Genomic DNA, 15935 nt, shown 5'->3' with positions numbered 1-15935 from the left:
CCACTCTTATTTACGTAATATTCTCAAAAACGCCATCACATTCAATAAAGAAGGTTTTTAAAGTGCATTATTAATTACTTTTATCTCATCCCATCGTCTTGCCCAACGTTCATATTTATCATTGTTTATACCTGGCAGCCAATCATTTTTCGGAGTATAAATGACACTTTTCAATTTATTGTTTAGTTCCATATACTCTTTCATCCCACGCTCCAAAGAATTCCTATCACATATAGAAGCCATTTTTCCTGTCTGAAAAAAAACATTATCACCAGAGTGCTCAGTACTATCTAAAATATCTTTCGCCCCCCACTCCAATAAGGAATGGCTTGAAATAAGAATCTTCCAACTTATACTACGCAACCCATATATAAGATCCATTGAATTTGTACATAATGGATCAAATAATACCCCGCCGAGATACCTGAAACTAGAAAATTTCATTTCTTGAAAAGAATTAATATTCATTGTCGAAAAAAAACCAAATCCAAGCGTTGAAAAATGGAACCTATAACTTAACAGATTAGATATTTCACTCATAATATCTGATAGTTTTTCCCAAACAGTCACATCATTAACACTTGACATTATCCTTATGGTAAGTATGGATGGCTCATCATGAAATGTATTATTAGAAATAGAAATAGTGAGGTGAAAACCATCAAAATTAAGCTCATTTATATTACATGGCATGATGAGTGTAACGGGAGCACTACGGATAGACTCCAGACAACCTTGCTTTAAAATATCAATAAGTTCAATGTAGCTATTGGGGATAAAAGTTTTCATGCCATTTCTATTGAAAAAAACAGACTCTTTCCATATAGTCATAATTCCATTGCGCTTTAATATGGTAATGACGCCATCAAAAACATCAACAAACTCACAAGGATAATGAAATGCATATATATCAAGAGTGGGTATCATGGATATATTTTTACTGAAAGGAATATTTAACTGAGTCATAACTATTTACCGAAGAATCTATTAACCCACTTTTTCCCTGATACTCTATCTTTACTGAAGCCAGGTAAAATTGCGCGTTCATAAATTAGATCACCGTTGTGTAAAGGCGACAGAATTTTACCCGCATCACAATATAATGGTAGAAAATCACCATTATTAATATCGCCAATGATGGGTTTTTCACCTATCGTTAATATCAAATTTCCATCTACAATTTCACTTTTCAAGTCTTCTACTTCATTAATTTTAGAAATAACCTCATTTCTACCGCCTATTAATTCGAAATACTTTTCATCGAGCAATGTAATCCATCCAATATCAGGGAGTGTCTTGTCTGCTACAGGAATAAAACTACTAGGTAGTGGTGCTAATAATCCAGGATATCGCAATAACCAAGCATTTAAATAACCATCGATTAATGACTCCAGGTCAACTGAATAGGGGTTTTGCAATAGTGACCATCCAGCATAGCCATAAGAGAGAGGATAGTCTTTTATAATTTTTTTGATGTATGTAACAATATCATTATTTTTCAACCATTCCACTGGCAATGCCATTTCTGTAAGCAATAATGTAGTATCATTATATCTTTCATAATTTATAAAAATACCAGGAGGACTCCACTCTTCAGATGTTCGCCCAGATCTAAATTCAAGAGTAAAATTCCCTTTACACCTTTTCTTAGGATTTGATAGCCATTCACTATATAATGAGAAGTGATCCAACTTTGATTTAACGGATCGAACTTGATTGAAGGAATAAATACACCAGTCAAGTTCCCCCATGAATTCATTAATAAAAACATTATACGGATTGATAACCCCATTTATATTATAAATATTTTCATTAATATCAATGTTTGAGTACAAAACTATAGAAAAACAAGGTGTGATACACTTTACACCATTAAACTCAAGAGTAAAATCTTCAATATTCATATTATATACCTCAGTGCAGTGGAACCGGCGCTGGACGAGGACGTGGGCCTGGTATTTTTGGTATTTTACGACCTCTTAATAATATTAATATTATTAAGAGCTTGATGGCATTACCCTGCGATTCCTTATCCTCGTCATCATCAGGCTTACATCCACATCGTTTTTCTTCTATAAATGTTAATTTACTTTGTACAAGTACTTCTTTTCTTGCTCTTTGTTGATTTTTTGTAGCAGTATCACCTTCAAATTTTATTTCAATAATATGTTTTACATTACTTAACTCAGCCTCTTTTGTGGGGTCTAGCAAAACAACCAAATCCCATATAACAACTTTTCCAGCCCCTAATTCTCTAGATTTTTTCAACGCATCCGTTTTTCCTGCTGGAGCAGTTGCACCTCCTTTAGTTTTCCTCTTAAAAAAACCATCATCCTTAATAAGTTTATGTGGCGGATATATTTCATATGGAACTTCGGTTAATTTAGATGGATCTATTGATCTCCCACCACGAAATTCATCATAGGGTTCTTCATTGTATTTAGCAGCAAAGCAATGTTGTCTGTTATTATACTCATTAAAATTATAAAACTCTAAAATATCACTTCTATCAATGCCCAGCACCTCGCTCAAAAATAATTCCAGACGCAAATTAATCTCCATAAAAGACATTTTGAGCGCATCTTTGCATTCACAAATGACTTCACATATTTCTTTTAATAATTGCTTATCAAGAGGTGGTGCCAATGCTCCTTGTTGTTCCCCTGCCATATTCACCGTATTCCGGTGATTCATAAACAGCTTATCTGTCAAACGGCACGCTGGTTTCTTCTCAAAAAACACATCAAACGAATGTGATATCCAGTCTGTCTCAGCCTTATTTGTTCCTGAGCGTACTCCCCCCATACTTCCCGGTTCATCGAACACGCTCCTTGCAAACTGTGAACCGACATTTGCGATCATATTTCCACCGTCTGCAAATACACTCACGGTGCCTTTCACCAGGTCACTCGAATAAGCCTCATTCTCATACGGAACCGGAACACCTTCCCCCGGTGTTTTACAAACGTCCGGCAGAGTATTATGGCTAATTCCTCCGCTACCCTTGTGACATAACGTTAATCCATTGATATTAACAGTTATCATGTCTTTGCCTTCCTTGGGTTAAAATATAATGACTTCTATATATATCGCCAATCAGATATTTAGAATAAAAATTAATTAATAATACTCCTCACCATTCTCCATAAGGATATTTCTTCCCTTTTATAAATTCCGCAGTATCCGGAGCCATGTCCTTTGAAAATATATTCTGAGATATTCCTTTGCAAACATTCAGTTTATCTCCGGACAAAGTTTTCAGGTTTGTTGGCTGAACAGGAACATTCGGATATTGTTCAACATCACGGAACCAGACTCTGACAGTCCCTCCCGGGGCCAAACCAATAAGTAATGTATCGTACCAGTATGTTTCTCCCAGATACGTTTTATGACCAGTTGGTGTCATCATCCGGCGCCATACAGGTTCAAGGAAGAACATACTGGTTTCATAATGCTTTTTGTCTACCCAGGAGTCCCAGCAAAAAACAATATATTGAGGCGGCGCAGGATGTTTTACCGTGTTAAAAAAATAATGACCATTATAAAATTTATTCCAGGTTCCTTTGCTATCCAAGTCATCCCCGGACATATCGAGAGTATGGAAACGGTACATTCTGCCAGTAGTATCTACTACGATAGCATCAGTGACCAGAGCACGAAGAAATTTTGGCGTAAAAAAAACAAAACCCCATTGATTGAACGGCAATGTGTAATTCCCCTGATTAAACGCAGATGTTTTCTGGGGAGAGTGACAAGCGACCAGGATGATAAGGCATATAAATAAATAAACTCGTTTCATATGTACCTCTGAAGACCATTCATATCATAAATTGTTCTCAACCATCGCTCATCAGGCCGGTTAGCAAAAATCAACTCCAGAGCCTCAGTGCCTCCGGAAATATTTTTCTGTGCATCCATTTTTATGCTGTTCCAGTTTGCAGAGCAGTGTATATAATCTTTTGCTAAAATATCCAGTTCGTCCGTGGTAAAACCTGCAACAACCTGTCCGTTTCGGACTGACTTTCCCATTGCCTGTGCTTTATTGCAGAATGGTTGTAAATTATGCGGAATCAATAAAGCCCTGTTATCACCAATTGGATAAAAAACACATCCAGCCTCAATAGCTGCATCCAGCATCACCTGAAATATAACTGCTGACCAACTATTTTTTACCTGCCGTTCAGACATTGTCAGTGCAGCAAATGTTCTCTTTTGCAGATTGCCTCTGTGATCCGATGGAACCTTATCACTGTTCCAGACTCTGGCCGTGACATCATTAGTACGTAATATGGGGGCTATTGCCGGGGACTTGCTCATCTGTCTGAGTTCGTCAAAAATTCGTTGATAGACGTGCGAATCCCCATCAGGTTGATTCAATGGAACTGTTTCGCCTTGAGGGCGGGTCAGAAAATAATTTTCGACCTCCAGCGGCCAGTAACCGCCACCAATATCACTGTGAACGCCGGGTAACATTAACTCTGGCCAGGCGGGTTTCACACTATTAAGGGCAAAATTGAAGCGACACTCATGCTGAGCAACAATATGAAATACTTTTTCAGCAATACCAGAATGAAGAATTAAATCCACATCTCCCGTATCAGCATTATGTGGGTTCATCCCATTAAGCGGTGTGCCGATAGCTGCAACCGTATCAAAAATTCCAATAAAGCGAGTTTTTCCCGACGGAGCACCATCATATTGTCGCCCCGTCATTCCCTGTTCAATGGCTTTTATAATTGCCGGATCGCTGTGATATATACGGTTGGCAAAATGGCGTGCTGCCGCTGCCCCCCGGCTGAAACCGAAAATATCGAATTGCAGTGTTTTTACCCTATTGACTCCCCTCAGATTTTTCTGGATGGTATTCGTAATAAGGGATACGGCCTCATCAGTTTTTGCCAGAACACCAGTATCGCCTTCACCAAGCCCAAGACCAATTGGGTTATCAGGTTTTCCGCTTTCGGTTCCTATCCCTTCTATATAGATTGAGGTCTGAGAATTATTAGTAGAGCTGTCGACAAACTGACCGTATAAAGTGTATAACCAATGAATATTGGTATAATAGCAAGTATGGCTACCTGACTCGAGCGAAGAAAACCCATATTATTTTTAGCATATTCTTCCAGAATTGATTGTGCATCCTGACTATTGATGTCAAAATTTTCTCTGTCACATGCTGCAATCATATTTTCAACATTAATGGCATTATTCCCAGTACCATCAAAAAACACGCCGATTGTCAGTGAAATTTCCTTGTTTATGCTATCTTCAGACTGAGACTCTTTATCATAGTCTTCTGAAAGAAAAGCCTGATTCAACCCTGCCATATTCACCGTGTTCTGGTGATTCATAAACAGTTTATCTGTCAAACGGCACGCTGGTTTTTTCTCAAAAAAAACATCAAATGAATGTGATATCCAGTCCGTTTCAGCCTTGTTTGTTCCCGATTTTATCCCTCCCATACTTCCCGGCTCATCAAATACGCTCCTTGCAAACTGTGAACCGACATTTGCGATCATATTTCCACCGTCTGCAAATACGCTGACGGTGCCTTTCACCAGGTTACTCGAATAAGCCTCATTCTCATACGGAACCGGAACACCTTCTCCCGGTGTTTTACAAACGTCCGGCAAAGTATTATGGCTGACACCACCGCTCCCCTTGTGACATAGCGTTAATCCATTGATATTAACAGTTATCATATTTTGCCATCCCTGATGCGAATTAATTTACCTCAACTCGTCCACCTGACAGTCTATTCACGCCTTCCGCATCACTGAGGATATAATCCCCCTTAATCACCACCTTCCCGTTTGGGTAAAGTGTAATCTGCGATTTACCACAACTCAGCGTGATTTTCTGTTGTGCTGTAAAAATAAGCTCTTCCGGGATGGCCGATCTTTTTTCGTCCTTCGTTTCATTTTCGCTGAATAGTACTTCTTTTAATAATGTCTGCTGCATTACTGTTCCCTCATCTGTTTTCAGATTGCATATTGAAAATCTCATATTGGTTTATCGCAGGCAGGGCAGATAGTTCAGAAAAGCGTCCGGATCGCATGACAGCCAGAGAGCGTAAGTTCAGTAAGCCATTTGCAATAACAGCGGCTAGCCCTTTTGTTGTTACTGGCTTCCCACAAAGACCGGGCAGCCCGGAGTTCAGAGTCCCCTGATTCACCATCCACCAGCGTTGAAATGCTGCTCTGTCCGGCCAGCTAACGCCCTGCTCTGGCTCATCTTCTGGTATACCTGCTGAATCAGAATCCACGGTACTGGAAGTTTCATCCTCTTTCTTAATTTGCCAGCCATCCCGTTCAGGCAGAGAACCTGTAATTGCCACAACTGACAACAGGCTCAGCCTCGCATACTCTGGCTCATCAAAATAATCTGTTAAGGGAGGAATACAGTCTGTAAGACCAGACCAGCCCATAGCCTGAATTAATAAACGGGTGTCACTCTTTTTTTCAGAGAGCGTGTTGATGAGCGCCCGAGGCTCGCAAACGGAGTAAGCCAAAAGATATTTAACCGCCAGCGTACGAACATCCTCTCTGTTACTGTGAACAAGCCGTAATAACTGTTCTCTGGTAACGTCGGTATACTCACCCGCCTGCGGGCGCAGACACAAAACCGCACGGCATCCCTGCAAGATAAGATCGTCCTGACCTGAATCAAAGACTCGCGCCAAAGCGGGTTCAAGCAACGATGAATGACTTTTACCGAGAAACCAGAGAAGAAAATCCACACATTGCCTGTTTTCAAACAGTGTAATAATTTCCTGCTGAGTAAACGTTATCGGGCCAGATATATCCGCCCTCATCACAGCAGCAAAAGCCCGACAGCCCGGATGTGACATCACCAACGGCCATAAGGCTGAATTTACGTCCATCCAGCCAACGACAGTCAGTAGCGCTGGCAAGAGACGCGGTATTCCCTGCACAAGCCCCAGACATCCCGACAGAAGAAATTCATCGTTCGCATTTGCCGCAAAAAGCGCGACAGAAAACACTTCCCCCGGAGATAATAACTCCTGTAACTGCCCCCGAAGATACTCTGCTGTTTCCTCTTTCAGGTACAACATCCCCTCCAGATATGCCTGCATTCGTCTGTCAAACTGCAACAAACTGCTAAAATCATGGTGGTAGGATGACAGCAATACATTACGCAGACGATAATCCTGAGCCAGCATATCGGTGTATTGTTCAACAATCAGGTGGTGTACTGTTCGTGCTAACATAGAACGGCCTCTGTGATATCAGTTAAAGTGAACCGTACTGGCAACACCCTTAATGCTGTCGTCTGCCTTAAACTGAATCTTCACACCGTTCAACATGATCGTGCCGTCCTTGTTCATTTTCAGTACACATTCCCCTACTTTAATGGTCAGGCTGTCAGTTACCGTCAGGGTGTAATCCTTCCCTACCGTAATATTCTGGGATTTCTCCACTGCTTCTGTATCATCGCCGACCACCTTACTGTCCTGGTTATTACCCACATCCTTTTTGCGGTCATTGGTCACATTCAACGTCTGATCATTCCCAACGCTCATACTCTGGTCATGCGCCACCGTTACCGTCTGATCATGCCCCCCGGCATTTTCCTTACCCACCGTCACCGTCTGACCCAGTCCCACCGTTATCTTCTGGTCGTTACCGATGGTTTCCGTATGGTCATGCTTCACGTCCGTTGTCCGGTCGTTAAGCACCTTCGTGTCCATGTTCTTCTGCGCGTGGATATAGACCTGTTCATTATCCGTCGCGTCCTCGAATCGCAGCTCGTTAAAACCACCGCCCTTATACGTCTTCGAACGAATGGTCATCTGCGTCTTCGTTCCTGGCAGGTCACCCGGTGAGTGGTTGAATTCATGGTATGTCCGCCCCATGATTATCGGCTGGTCCGGGTCCCCGTTCAGAAAATCAACAATCACCTCCTGACCCACCCGCGGTATCGCCAGATTGCCAAAACCCGCTCCCGCCCACGCCTGCGACACCCGTATCCAGCACGAACTCTCCTCCGTCTCCCCGTGATAACGGTCCCAGTGAAACCGCACCCGCACACGACCGTATTCGTCGCAGAAGATTTCCTCTCCCGCAGGCCCCGTCACTATCGCACTCTGCGGCCCGTCCACCTTCGGTTTGCTTTGCAGCCGTGGGCGCCAGGTCCGGTCCGCCGGTATCACCTCTAGCTGATTTCCCAGCGTGGTTCCCTTTCCCTGGCTGCCGTGCAGCGCCTACGGCTGGTCTCCTGAGAGCACACTCCTGACCACCTGCCATTCACGGTTCAGCATCTTCTGCGGATGTCCCGTCAGCGTAAACCGCGTTCCCGGCCACAGCTTCGGCGAATTACTCAGACCTGTGGCCTTTTCCGCATCACTGCGCAGGCTGTCCATCTGATACAGCGTGAAATCCTTTCCGTGCTGTTCATCCTTGAACCTTCCCGGATAATCAAATATCTCGTACTGCGCGTGCTGTCCGTTCAGGCTCTCACCCTGCTGTTCGTATATCCCCGGCCAGTCCGGCACCTTAAACGTGTAATCCAGGCTCTGCACCGACGACGGGCGCACATGAGCTTCATAACGGAACATACTGATACACTCCGTCTCCGCCCCTGCCGATGTGTTCGGATTAAACGGAAACGCTCCCGCCTGCGACAGCCCCGCCACATCGTCACACAGCGTCAGCTTCTGCTCCGGACCGCCCGCTGCAAACCGCTCAAAGAAGAAAATCCCCTCCTCCGCCCATAACCGGGACAAAAACGCCAGGTCGCTTTCACCGTACTGGACACAAAACTCCCGCGCCGGATGGTCTTCATAAAACAGCGGCGTCCATTCCGTAACGCCGTTCTCGTTCAGTAACGTGGCCGATATCGTCCGGATATCCTGCTGCTGGAAGATACGGAAGTTCTGCCGCAGCCCGCACCGCCATAATGGCGGCTCGATACGCAGGTGATAACGCATCTGCCAGCCGTTGTTCTCCTGCATACCAAAACCCGCCACCACGCCGGTGACATAACGCAGTGATTCCGGGCCCTGCCAGATGGTCAGCGTCGCCTTCTTCTCCAGCAGCATCTCTGCTGTCTGCATAAAAGAGTCGCTGGCGACATCCACATTCAGTACAAACGGATAAGACGGGTTCTGGATTAACCGGAAGCTCACCACTGCAAAGGTGTCCGGCTCCTGGCCGTCAACCTCCAGCGTAAAGCGAAGACCTTTTAAGGACATAATGCCTCCCTGATTGATTAACCGACTCACAATAGTTAGAGAATGTCAGTACTGTGTTACGCTCGTCTTCGGGTACGCTACCGCCCGGGTTTCCGGCATCCGCCATCTCCCTCATGAAAGCGTAACTCCTTACTGAAACTCATTTTTTAGACGTACAAAAACAACATCCTGCACGAAGGCAGGATGTTGTTGATTTTGGTTTATGCTTCCAACGGTGCACGCCAGTCATCGGCGCCAGAAGTACCGGATTTGATGTGCTCCCACTCAACCTTACGGTATGCCAGTGATACTGCGAGTAACTGCGTAAACTCACGCTGTGCTGGGTCCTGGCAGTGAGGCATGTGCAGCTTCATATCCACTATGGTGGAATCAGTCAGGCGGGTGGTGAAATAATGTTCCTGTTTGCCTTCAACAGAGGTACGCCACCAGTGCAGTTCCACTTTTGGCAGCATTTCACCGGAAGCCAGCGCGTTGTACAGCAGCGGGACGGCTTTGTTCAGTGCCACGGTGAAAATGAACGGTTTATGAGCGCGTTGGCCGGAAGGCTGGCCGGACTGAGGATCGGTTGGGACAGTAACGTTGTGCAGAAACTCCTGCACCAGCATTTCGTCTTCATGCCCCTGAACGTAGATATTGCCGACAGAATCAGCGGTGAAAGCCCCGGCAGTAATGTTCCCCTGGGTTTGTCCCGTTATTGAAATGTAACATGGGGTTGGCATTTATAAACTCCTTGTGAAATTATCGACTACTGTTTTTTTGAACAACCCATCACAATCCACGACAGGTTGATATGTGATGCAGCTCTCTATGAGTCACATCATTTATCCTGATTAAGGACAAACCATAATTCTCCGCGAAGCAGGAACTCACCATTGCAATACTTAGACATATTAAAAATTAATAATTTGATTCACTTTCATAAATAATAAACATATCCGCAGAGAGAATAAAAATCATCCAAATACCTATCTATATAAAGATTAAGGTCGCAGCTGTATCAAGAATAAATATTATATAACTCCATTTCCCGTTATTACAGAAACCCAGCAAGACACGTCTCAGAAAACCAAGAGATTCATTATTAAAATCATATAACAAACCCAACAACCCATACATCAGGCACATAAAAATAAATTAAATAAACACATAAAAATCAATGAGCTATTTTTTTATCAATACAATAAATATATTTATTAAACTCATTATATAATTCGCAATTATGTTTCATTCGTGTATTTAGAAAGAAAGAATACCGCTCTTTTAAATATATAAAAAGTTCTTTTAATATTTATTTTTGCAGGTAGAATCCGGAATGCCAATTGATTCAAAAAACCAATCAACCACCACTGGAACGGCAATTTCGTGTTTTTGCAGTACGAACATGCTGTACTCATGGCCTGAGTGAGAACATTTTTATGAGCAAAATGAACACCGATGGCGGAAGCGTCGCACCGAAAGAAAGAATAAGTGTCCGATATACGCCGAAAATTGACGGAGTGGCTACTGACGTAGAACTACCGTTAAATCTTCTTATCACCGGAAATCTGAAGGGGAAACAAGATGACACTCCTCTTGATGAGCGTATAACTATTGCTGTCAACCGATATAACCTAAACGCAGTGATTGCAGAAGCAGATATTGAACGCGAATTTAATGTTCCGGCTGAACTTAATGATAAACCCAATGAATGTTTAAAAGTCAGCCTAAAAGTTAAATCAATGAACGATCTTTCTCCGGACAATATTGCCAACCAGGTACCAGAAATAAAACGACTACTGGAACTGCGTGAAGCGCTGGTCGCACTCAAATCCCCATTGGGCAACATACCTGCCTTCCGTGCACAGCTTCAGGCTCTGTTGGAAAACGAAGACACACGCGAGCAGCTGATCCAGGAACTGGGCATCGCCGTTCAGAAATAATTTTCACTAAAGGATTTCAGTATGTCAGTACAGGAAGAAATTGCTCCTATCAGTGCGTCGCAGACAGCTGCCACCTCATCCCTGCTTGATGAAATCATGGCGCAAACCCGCGTCCAGCCCAAATCAGAAAGCTACGATATCACCCGCCAGGGAGTGAGCGCCTTTATTGCCGCAATGTTACAAGGCGACAGTAGCGCCAACCCCATTAATATCCTGGCCGTGGACGCCATGATTGCTGATATTGATGCCCGCACAGGTAGGCAGATGGACGCCATTATTCATGCCCCGGAGTTTCAGGAACTGGAATCCCTGTTACGCTCGCTGAAGCTGCTGGTTGAGCGCACCGATACACGGGAAAACATCAAAGTCCATTTCCTGAATGTCACTCAGGAAGAATTGCTGGATGATTTTGAATTTGCACCTGAAATCACGCAATCCGCGTATTATAAGCATGTATATTCAAGTGGTTACGGACAATTTGGTGGTGAGCCAATCGCGGCGGTAATCGGCAACTTTGCCTTTAAGAACACCACGCCGGATATGAAGCTGTTGAAATATATCAGCCAGGTCAGCGCGATGGCGCACAGCCCGTTCCTGTCATCAGTATCATCAGAATTTTTCGGTCTGGACTCATGGGCAGAGTTACCGGGGATCAAAGAACCGGGCGCCATCTTTGAAGGCCCGGCCTACTCCCGCTGGCGCGCCCTGCGTGAATCGGAAGATTCCCGTTACCTGGGCCTGACCGCACCCCGGTTCCTGCTACGCCACCCTTATTCGCCGGATGAGAATCCTGTCAAAACCTTCCGTTATCATGAAGACGTCAGCCAGAGTCACGAATCTTATTTGTGGGGAAATACCGCGTTTTTACTGGCCGCCAACCTGGCAGAAAGTTTTGCGAAGTATCGCTGGTGCCCAAATATTATTGGTCCATCCAGCGGCGGCGCAGTCAAAGACCTGCCGGTTCATCTGTACGAATCCATGGGGCAAATGCAGGCAAAAATTCCGACTGAAGTGTTGATAACTGACCGGAGAGAGTATGAACTGGCGGAAGAGGGCTTTATCACACTGACCATGCGTAAAGGGTCTGATAATGCATGCTTTTTCTCGGCCAACTCGGTGCAGAAACCGAAAATGTTCCCTAAAACGCCCGAAGGTAAGACAGCCGAAACCAACTATAAACTCGGTACTCAGTTGCCGTATCTATTCGTGGTCAGCCGTTTAGCTCACTACATTAAAGTGATTCAGCGCGAGCAGATTGGTGCGTGGAAAGAACGCGGTGACCTGGAGCGCGAGCTTAACGCCTGGATACGCCAGTACGTGGCAGACCAGGAAAATCCGCCTGCCGAAGTCCGTAGCCACCGGCCATTACGTCAGGCGAGGATCGAAGTACTGGATGTGGAAGGTGAGCCAGGCTGGTATCAGGTCGCGATTTCTGTCAGACCGCATTTTAAATACATGGGTGCCAGTTTCGACCTGAGTCTGGTTGGACGACTGGATAAGGAATAATCCGATGCAGAGGAGGGATTCAGGACCAACCGGCAGTCTTTTTGAACGTATCCGTGATGAGGCAAATTCGCCTTCATACCAGAACCCCAAAGAAGCACTGATACGCTCCATCAGACGTAATTTGCGACAGGTCCTGAATACCCGCTTCGGTAGTTGCTATGGATCACCGGAGCTGGGGATTACCGATTTAAATGATGAATCGCTGGCCTCCAGCGATTTCAGACGAGTAATCCGTAATTCCATTAGCCAATGCATTTTACATTACGAACCACGTATTACTGATGTTGTTGTTACCGCTGCGGCACCGGATGAATACGCCCCTGTGGAACTGCGTTTTCATATTGTGGCTACGGTCGATGTCAGCGAAACCAGGGGAGTGTTTGAATTTGACATTTTACTGGACAACCATCAACGCTATTGTGTGGAGTGAGCTCTGTGGCTTTTGAAGAACGTTACTACCGCGAAGAACTGGATTATCTGCGCCAGCTTGGCAAACTGCTGGCGCAGGAAAAACCACATCTGGCCCATTTTCTGGCCGAGAAAGAGGGTGATCCGGACGTGGAACGTCTGATGGAAGCCTTTGCTTTTATGTCCGGTAGCCTGCGTCAGAAACTTGAGGACGAGTTTCCCGAATTCACACATGGGCTGATCCGCATGCTGTGGGCAAACTATTTACGCCCGGTTCCGGCCATGACGGTTATTGCCTATGAACCCAAAACCGATCAGTTAAAAGTCCCTGTTCAGGTCTGCCGTAATGAACTGATCAGAAGCCGATCAGAAAAGTCCTCCCTGGCTACTCAGAAAATACTTGCTGACAATAATGATGCAACGGCCTCTTCCGTCGCCTGCCATTTCACGCTGGCGCGTGATATCTGGCTGCAACCGCTGCGTATTCTCGACACCCGCAACGCCAGCAGTCTGAAAGAAGGCATTATCGATATCAGTTTCACCGCAGATAACAATGTCTCCCCTGCCATGCTTGACCTGAACAAAATCACATTCTGGTTGGGTAATGAAGACGATTATACCCGACATCAGCTTTATCTGTGGTTTTGCGAATGCCTGATGGATGCGGAGCTGATTGCCGGAGAGCGCCACCAGCCACTGCCGGATCTGTGGCTGGAGGCTGCTGGATTTGACAATCGAGATGCCCTGCTGCCGTGGCCGAAAAATGTTCACAGCGGCTACCGCGTGCTTCAGGAGTATTTTTGCTATCCCGAAGCCTTCTTCTTTTTTCATCTGCGTGATGTTGCGCCGCTACCGGACGATTTCCCGGTGAGCGCGTTTACGTTGCGCCTGCACTTTAACCGCCCGTTACCTGTCGACATCAAACTACGCCAGGACTCGCTGCGTCTGCATTGTACGCCAGCAATTAATCTGTTTACGCATTATGCGGAACCCGTCAGGCCGGATGGGCGGATGGCGGAATATCCGCTGCGCGCCAGTCATCAGCACCCCGACGCCTATGACATTTTTCAGATAAGCACCGTCACCAGTAAAATCAAAGTGTCTGGTATTGATTCCAGCCCACGCAGCCAGGCGCGTATCTGGCCCGAATTTGAAAGTTTCCAGCATCAGATGGAATACAGCCGCCAGCGTGAAGTCGTCTACTGGCACCACCGGACTAAAACGTCCCTGTTTCACCACGGGCTTGAACATTTTATCGCCTTTGTCCATGCGGACGGCAGCGTACCGGACAACTCACTATTTAACGATGATGTGATTACCACATCATTAATCTGTACCAACCGTATGATCCCGGCCCGGCTGCATACCGGTGATATCTGCGTGGCCGTTAACAAAAATCCGGCAGTGGCCTCATTTCATAATGTCACTCGCCCAACACAGCCGCTATGGCCGGTCACGGACGGTGATATGCACTGGTCGCTGATTTCCGCGATGAACCTGAACTACCTCTCCCTGCTGGACAGGGAGACGCTGATCCAGATCCTGCGGACCTTCGACCTGCCAGGCGCCCACCATCCGCAGCGGGCCAGACTGTCACGTCAGAAGCTGGATGCCATAGAAAAACTCGAAACCAAACCTGTTGACAGACTGTTTAAAGGTGTACCGGTTCGCGGTCTGGCGACCACGCTGTGGATACGTCCCGATCCGTTTATCTGCGAAGGCGAAATTTATCTGCTGGGTACCGTGCTATCGCACTTTTTTGCCCTCTACGCCAGCATCAATTCGTACCACTGTCTGAAAATTATCAACACGGAAAGTCAGGAGGCCTGGGAATGGCAGGAGAAAATGGGCCAGCACGCCCTGATATAGCGGCGAAACCGCCGTTACCGGCGGATGTGCGCAACTGCAATTTCTACGTGCTAATGGAGGCTATGTATCGTCGTAATAGCACTCCGGGCCAGGACATTTCCCTGCGTACCGAGCCTGCCCGGGAGATTGTGCGTTTCAGCTCCGACGCCAGTATCGGTTTTCCTGGTACGGACCTGAGTGCGCTTTCCCGTAGCCAGAACGGACAGTATGTACTGCAAACCCGGTTCCTGGGTTTTTCCGGCAGCCAGTCGCCGCTTCCGGGCTATTATCTGGATCAGATGGCGCAGGAGTCCGCACAGAACGAAGACGGCCTGAAAGAATTTCTCGATCTGTTCAGCCACCGCTGGACGCAGTTTGCCTACCATGCCTGGCGCAAATACCGCTATTACATTTGCTTTCGTAACGGCGGTACTGACACCTTTTCACAACGCATGTATGCACTGGTCGGGCTGGGCAACCAGAGCGTGCGTGACAGGCTTGCCATCAACCACAGCAAAATGCTGGCCTACGCCGGAATTCTGGCGACACCAGGCCGCGCGCCGGAGGTTATCTGTAATCTGGTGTCGCACTGCTTTGATTTGCCAGATGTCACCATTGAACGCTGGCAACTGCGTAAAGTCGCCATTGATCTGGCACACCAGAACCGACTGGGCGTACGTAATCCAAAAGGAAAAACGGCAGGACATGTTCCGGGACGCTCCATACTCGGCGTTAATTTTACCCTTGGCGCGCGGGTGCCGGATCGCAGCGGAAAATTCCTGTTGCAGATTGGCGGTCTGTCGCTGGAGCGTTATCTCTCATTTTTACCCGATGGCGAAAATCACCTGCCGCTGACTATGTTCCTTTCCTTTATTCTGCGCGACCAGTTTGCCTGGGATTTACGGCTGTGCCTGGCACCACAGCAGGCTAAAGGGATGCGCCTTGGCGATCCTGCCAGTTCCCGCCTCGGCAGAACCAGTTTTATTGGTCAGCCGAAAGTCCCGCCCGCCATCACCATCCGAATCAGGGAATAACTCTAT

The 15935-nt window shown here is 46.1% G+C and carries 14 protein-coding genes and 1 pseudogene; 5 read left to right on the top strand and 10 right to left on the bottom strand.

Annotated elements, in window-relative coordinates; all coding sequences use genetic code 11:
* Positions 1 to 57 precede the first annotated feature (57 nt).
* From ACWWFX_RS19800 to ACWWFX_RS19755, 10 genes and pseudogenes are all read right to left on the bottom strand, one after another.
* Positions 58 to 966: a hypothetical protein gene (locus ACWWFX_RS19800; protein WP_473224581.1), complete on the bottom strand. Its 909-nt coding sequence runs from the start codon at positions 964 to 966 to the stop codon at positions 58 to 60.
* A 2-nt stretch (positions 967 to 968) separates the two neighbouring features.
* Complete coding sequence (locus ACWWFX_RS19795) at positions 969 to 1904, bottom strand: type VI immunity family protein (protein ID WP_473224580.1); 936 nt, start codon at positions 1902 to 1904, stop codon at positions 969 to 971.
* Between the two features lie 10 nt (positions 1905 to 1914).
* Positions 1915 to 3045 (bottom strand): DUF4150 domain-containing protein, encoded by a 1131-nt coding sequence (locus ACWWFX_RS19790; protein ID WP_473224579.1) that lies wholly within the window; start codon positions 3043 to 3045, stop codon positions 1915 to 1917.
* An 88-nt stretch (positions 3046 to 3133) separates the two neighbouring features.
* Positions 3134 to 3799 carry a DUF2931 family protein gene (locus tag ACWWFX_RS19785; protein ID WP_473224578.1) on the bottom strand — a complete coding sequence of 222 codons (666 nt, stop codon included), beginning with the start codon at positions 3797 to 3799 and terminating at the stop codon, positions 3134 to 3136.
* The gene (locus ACWWFX_RS19780; protein WP_473224577.1) at positions 3796 to 4713 is read right to left on the bottom strand and encodes a phospholipase effector Tle1 domain-containing protein; all 918 of its coding nucleotides are present in this window, start codon (positions 4711 to 4713) and stop codon (positions 3796 to 3798) included. The genes ACWWFX_RS19785 and ACWWFX_RS19780 overlap by 4 nt, the downstream gene beginning before the upstream one ends.
* Before the next feature lie 263 nt (positions 4714 to 4976).
* Complete coding sequence (locus ACWWFX_RS19775; protein WP_473224576.1) at positions 4977 to 5702, bottom strand: DUF4150 domain-containing protein; 726 nt, start codon at positions 5700 to 5702, stop codon at positions 4977 to 4979.
* A 22-nt stretch (positions 5703 to 5724) separates the two neighbouring features.
* On the bottom strand, positions 5725 to 5961 hold the full coding sequence (locus tag ACWWFX_RS19770) for a hypothetical protein (RefSeq protein ID WP_473224575.1): 237 nt from the start codon (positions 5959 to 5961) through the stop codon (positions 5725 to 5727).
* A 10-nt stretch (positions 5962 to 5971) separates the two neighbouring features.
* Entirely contained in the window at positions 5972 to 7231 is a 1260-nt protein-coding gene (locus tag ACWWFX_RS19765; RefSeq protein ID WP_473224574.1) for a hypothetical protein, read from the bottom strand.
* Between the two features lie 18 nt (positions 7232 to 7249).
* Positions 7250 to 9214: pseudogene (locus ACWWFX_RS19760) on the bottom strand (type VI secretion system Vgr family protein).
* Between the two features lie 200 nt (positions 9215 to 9414).
* On the bottom strand, positions 9415 to 9933 hold the full coding sequence (locus tag ACWWFX_RS19755; RefSeq protein ID WP_473224573.1) for an Hcp family type VI secretion system effector: 519 nt from the start codon (positions 9931 to 9933) through the stop codon (positions 9415 to 9417).
* 696 nt (positions 9934 to 10629) lie between these two features.
* On the opposite strand from ACWWFX_RS19755, the gene tssB reads away from it, so the two are divergent.
* Genes tssB through tssG form a run of 5 tightly spaced genes read left to right on the top strand, consistent with a single transcriptional unit; the run spans position 10630 to position 15929 of the window.
* Positions 10630 to 11133, top strand: coding sequence for a type VI secretion system contractile sheath small subunit (gene tssB / locus ACWWFX_RS19750; RefSeq protein WP_473224572.1), 504 nt, complete (start codon positions 10630 to 10632; stop codon positions 11131 to 11133).
* A 21-nt stretch (positions 11134 to 11154) separates the two neighbouring features.
* Positions 11155 to 12639 carry a type VI secretion system contractile sheath large subunit gene (gene tssC / locus ACWWFX_RS19745; RefSeq protein ID WP_473224571.1) on the top strand — a complete coding sequence of 495 codons (1485 nt, stop codon included), beginning with the start codon at positions 11155 to 11157 and terminating at the stop codon, positions 12637 to 12639.
* 4 nt (positions 12640 to 12643) lie between these two features.
* Positions 12644 to 13069: a type VI secretion system baseplate subunit TssE gene (tssE, locus tag ACWWFX_RS19740; RefSeq protein WP_473224570.1), complete on the top strand. Its 426-nt coding sequence runs from the start codon at positions 12644 to 12646 to the stop codon at positions 13067 to 13069.
* 5 nt (positions 13070 to 13074) lie between these two features.
* Positions 13075 to 14916: a type VI secretion system baseplate subunit TssF gene (tssF, locus tag ACWWFX_RS19735; RefSeq protein ID WP_473224569.1), complete on the top strand. Its 1842-nt coding sequence runs from the start codon at positions 13075 to 13077 to the stop codon at positions 14914 to 14916.
* The gene (gene tssG / locus ACWWFX_RS19730; protein WP_473224568.1) at positions 14880 to 15929 is read left to right on the top strand and encodes a type VI secretion system baseplate subunit TssG; all 1050 of its coding nucleotides are present in this window, start codon (positions 14880 to 14882) and stop codon (positions 15927 to 15929) included. The genes tssF and tssG overlap by 37 nt, the downstream gene beginning before the upstream one ends.
* Positions 15930 to 15935 lie beyond the last annotated feature (6 nt).

It is taken from the genome of Pseudocitrobacter sp. 2023LY-00077 (genome assembly GCF_055796175.1).
Note: the sequence above shows the minus strand (reverse complement) of the source record. Positions and strands in the feature narration are given on the sequence as shown.